Here is a 4162-nt window from a genome sequence, read left to right as displayed (position 1 = left end):
CGCCGGCGGCAGCAGCGTCGCCGCACCGGCGGCGAGCAGGCCGCCGAGCAGGCGTCGGCGTTGGCCGGTGTGTCCGTTCACTGCCCTGCCTGCAGCCGCGCCGCCGAATGCCGGCGCAGCACCACGCGCGCGGCCAGCGCCAGCAACACGCTCAGCAGCACCACCGCCAGGCCCAGCAACAGCGGGTGCTGCGAGAAGTACCAGCGCGCCCAGGTCGGCAGCGGCAAGTGACCGACATAGTAGGTCTGGTTGCCGGCCAGGCTGCGCACCTTGCCCTTCTGCAGCAGCACCACGCTGCCCTGGAAGTCCTTCAGCGTGGCCGGCTCCAGCCAGGCGTCGAAGAAGTCCTCGACGCTGGCCGGGTCATCGGCCAGCAGCGCGACCACGCTGCGCCCGGCCTTCAGCGGCGACTGGAAGCCCATCAGCACCACGTCGCCGGGTGCCGGCTTCACCGCCACCTCGGCGGTGGTCGGCAGGTCGGTGCGGCGCGCATCGAACGACAGGAAGCCGGGCAGCTTGTCCAGCACCCAGTCGCTCATCGCAAAGCGCCGCCCGCTGGCGCCGTCGCCGATCGGCAGCGCCGCGCTCCAGCGCTGGAACAGCGGTTGCGAGCGCAGGCTGCCGAACACCAGCAGGTCGCTGTCGGCGTGCTTGTCCACCTCGGCGGCATGGATCAGTGTCACCCGCAGCGCCGGGTAGCCGGTGGACGCGCCGAGCCGGCCGAGCAGGGTCAGCAGGTTGGCCATGTCCTGGTCGCCGATCTCGTCCGGCACCACCACGGTGGACTCGGACAGGTCGGCCAGGCGCGTGAACGGGAAGCCGGCATTGCCGAACGCGGCCAGGTTCGGCATCGCCATGTAGTGATGGAACGAGCGCAGGTCCACGCTGGAATCGGCATCGATCGCGCCGGACACGTCGGGGAAGGTGTTCTTGCACGCCTCCGCCTGCGGGCGGTCGAAGAAGAAGTGGAAACGCAGCTGGCTGTTGGCCGAGAACGGCCCGGTCGGCAGCAGCAGTTTCTGCTCCACCGGCATCGCCCCCTTGGGCGAGAGTTCGCGCCACCAGCGCAGCGGCAGCGACTCGGCATAGGCATGGCCGTTGAGCGGCAGCGTGGTGACGAAGGCATCGTTGATGCTGACGTTGAGCGCCGACTTGTTCTGCGTCTCCGGCACCGTGTAGCGATAACGCAGGTTGACCGGGATGCCGTCGCGCTGCCACACGAACAGATCCGGCGGCAGCTGCAGGCCGACCCGGATCAGGTCGGGGTGGTAGCCGCTGACGTTCAACTGCGAGGTCTGCGCGACCAGATCGCCGAAGCGCACCGGCTTGTCGCCGGAGATCCAGTTGGGCGCGTCGTAGGGCTTGCGCGGCTGCGCCGGCTTGAGTTCGCCGATGCGCGCCACCGGGCCGTTGAACGGCGTGCCCAGGCTCAGCGCGGTGGCGGCCTGCTGCAGGTCGTTGTCGTTGCGGCCCAGCACCAGCAGCAGCTTGCCGGTGGCATCGCGCGGATTGGTGATCATCGCCAGGGTCGGGCCGGCGATCTCGGTCAGGCCGGCCTGGGTCGCGGCCAGCTCCGCCGGCAGCGTCGCGGCGGTGGCGAACAGCACCGCGTTGCCGGTGGCCGGCACGTCGCCGATGGCCACGCCGAACGACGCGCCGCGGTAGCCGGCCTGCGCGCCGAACCAGGAGGCGACGATGCCGGCGCTGCGCAGCGTGGCCAGGTCCGGGCGCTGCGGGAACACGAACGGCAGTTCCAGGCGGCGCGTATCGCGCTTGTCGTAGAACGGCACCGGCAGCAGCGCCAGGTCGTTGCGCAGCACCAGCGGGGTGGCGGTCAGCGACAGCCGCGTGGACGGATCGATGTTGGCCCACAGACTGGTGTGGTCCGGATCCTCGCAATCGCGGGTGTAGTGGCCGATCAGTTGCAGGTTGAGCCGGTTGTAGTCGCTGATCAGGCGCGGATCGATCGGCACGTCGCTCTGCTGCAGCTTGCCGGCGTTCTCGCGGCTGACCGGCAGGGTCGCCACGGTGACGCCGTTGACGCTGACCTTCAGGTGCGACAGGTCCGGCAGCAGCGCCGGCGAGTAGCTGTAGACCAGATGCAGGTTCGCCGCCTGCACCACTTCGTCGGTGCGGGTGCTGAAGGCGATACCGGCGCTGCCCTGGATGCCGCGCAGGGTCATCTCGTAGTCCACACCCAGTTGCTTGAGCGTGGCCGAGCGCTCGCGTTCGGCCGGAGACGGCAGCGGCGTGGCGGTCGCGGCAGCGGCCGGCGCCTGCGCGGTGGCGGGAAGGGTCGGCTCCTGGGCCAGGGCGAGGCCGGACAGGACCGTGAGACAGCATGCAGCCAGGGCGGGTAGACGCATCGACGGCGACCGGAAAGAAGGGAAAGAAAGGAAGCAACGCAGCACAGCGGGACGGCGGATCACGGTGCAGCCTCCTCGCCGGCGGTGCGGCCGCGCCAGCCGCTGCGCGCACTGCTGGCGACGTGCTGGCCGAGGCGCCTGAAGCCGCGCATGCTGGCCGCGAACACACGGCCCAGCGACATCCAGAAGCGGTCGCGGTCGTGACGGCCCCACTGCGACACCCAGATGTCGGCACGGGCGAAGGTGCAGGCCACCAGCCAGCGCTCCTGCTCGATCGACATCGGCCGGAACTGGATGCTGATCTCGCCGTCGCGGTCGTGGCGCACCATCGCCGGCAGGCGCTTGGAGCTGCCGCGCTGCGGCAGCGCGATCTCCACCGGCAGGTCCGGCTCCACCGGCACCGGCTCGAGCAGGCGCAGCGCCATGCCGCCGGTAGAGAAGTTGACCGTGCGGCAGGCCAGTTCACGGCCATCGGCCAGGTGCAGAGTGGCCGGGATATCCAGCGGCACGCGGTGCGAGCGGCGCACCTGGCGCATCTCGCTGGCGGTGGCGATGGTAGCGCCGAGCAACAGCACGTTGTACGCGGTCCACGCGAGGTTGAACCAGATCGTCTGCGCCTCGCCGCCGGGCTGCACGCTGAGCAGGCGCATCACGCCCGCAGCCAGGCCGGCCAGGTTCAGCACCAGCAGGAACAGGTAGGGCTTGGCGATCTGCCCGTCGAAGTAGCTGCGCGGCACCAGGCCACCCTTGGGGGTGACGTTGAACTTGCCGAGCTTGGGATTGAACAGCGCCACCAGCGTCGGGCGCAGGATGTACCAGGCCAGGGTGGTCTCGTAGACCTCGTTCCACAGCAGGTGGCGGAACTTGCCCTGGGTACGCAGGTTGGTCAGGTTGGCCTGCAGGATGTGCGGCAGCGCATAGGCGAGGATCATCAGCGCCGAGGCATGGATCACGTGCGCGCCGAAGAACAGGAAGGCCAGCGGCGCGGTCAGGTAGACGATGCGCGGCAGCCCGTAGAAGAAGTGCAGCATCGCGTTGGCATAACACAGGCGCTGCGACAGGCGCAGGCCCTTGCCCAGCAGCGGGTTGTCCAACCGCGCGATCTGCGCCATGCCGCGCGCCCAGCGGATGCGCTGGGCGACGTGGCCGGACAGGCTTTCGGTGGCCAGGCCGGCGGCCTGCGGCACCGCGATGTAGGCGCTGCGGTAGCCGCGGCGGTGCAGCTTGAGCGCGGTGTGCGCGTCCTCGGTGACGGTCTCCACCGCCACCCCGCCCACTTCCTCCAGCGGCTTGCGCTTGATCACCGTGCACGAGCCGCAGAAGAAGGTGGCGTCCCACTGGTCGTTGCCGTCCTGCAGCAGGCCGTAGAACAGCTCGCCCTCGTTGGGCACCTTGCCGTGGTTGCCGAGATTGCGTTCGAACGGATCGGCGGAAAAGAAGTAGTGCGGCATCTGCACCACCGCCAGCTTGGCGTCGCGCAGGAACCAGCCCATCGCCACCTGCAGGAACGAGCGCGTGGGGATGTGGTCGCAGTCGAAGATCGCCACGTACTCGCCGCTGGACTTCTTCAGCGCCGCGTTGATGTTGCCGGCCTTGGCGTGGAGGTTGTTGGTGCGGGTGACGTAGTGGATGCCGACCTGCGCGCAGAACGCGCGGAACTCCTCGCGGCGGCCGTCGTCGAGCAGGTAGATGTTGAGTTTGTCGGCCGGCCAGTCCATCACGCTGGCGGCGAGGATGGTCGAGCGCACCACCGACAGCGGTTCGTTGTAGGTGGGAATGAACAGGTCGACGCTGGG

The 4162-nt window shown here is 69.5% G+C and carries 2 protein-coding genes; both read right to left on the bottom strand.

The window, feature by feature from the left end; genetic code table 11:
* Positions 1 to 77: 77 nt before the first annotated feature.
* The gene (gene bcsB / locus D588_RS0114755) at positions 78 to 2366 is read right to left on the bottom strand and encodes a cellulose biosynthesis cyclic di-GMP-binding regulatory protein BcsB (protein ID WP_017916531.1); all 2289 of its coding nucleotides are present in this window, start codon (positions 2364 to 2366) and stop codon (positions 78 to 80) included.
* Positions 2367 to 2425: 59 nt separating this feature from the next.
* Positions 2426 to 4162 (bottom strand): UDP-forming cellulose synthase catalytic subunit (gene bcsA / locus D588_RS0114750; RefSeq protein WP_017916530.1); only part of this gene is annotated, 1737 nt, incomplete at its 5' end.

Origin of the sequence: Xanthomonas sp. SHU 308 (assembly GCF_000364645.1) — a bacterium.
GTDB lineage: Bacteria > Pseudomonadota > Gammaproteobacteria > Xanthomonadales > Xanthomonadaceae > Xanthomonas_A > Xanthomonas_A sontii.
Note: the sequence above shows the minus strand (reverse complement) of the source record. Positions and strands in the feature narration are given on the sequence as shown.

Bases quoted from the DNA above. Each gene is read 5' to 3' on its own strand.
- bcsB (WP_017916531.1), bottom strand. From the start codon at position 2,366: ATGCGTCTACCCGCCCTGGCTGCATGCTGTCTCACGGTCCTGTCCGGC.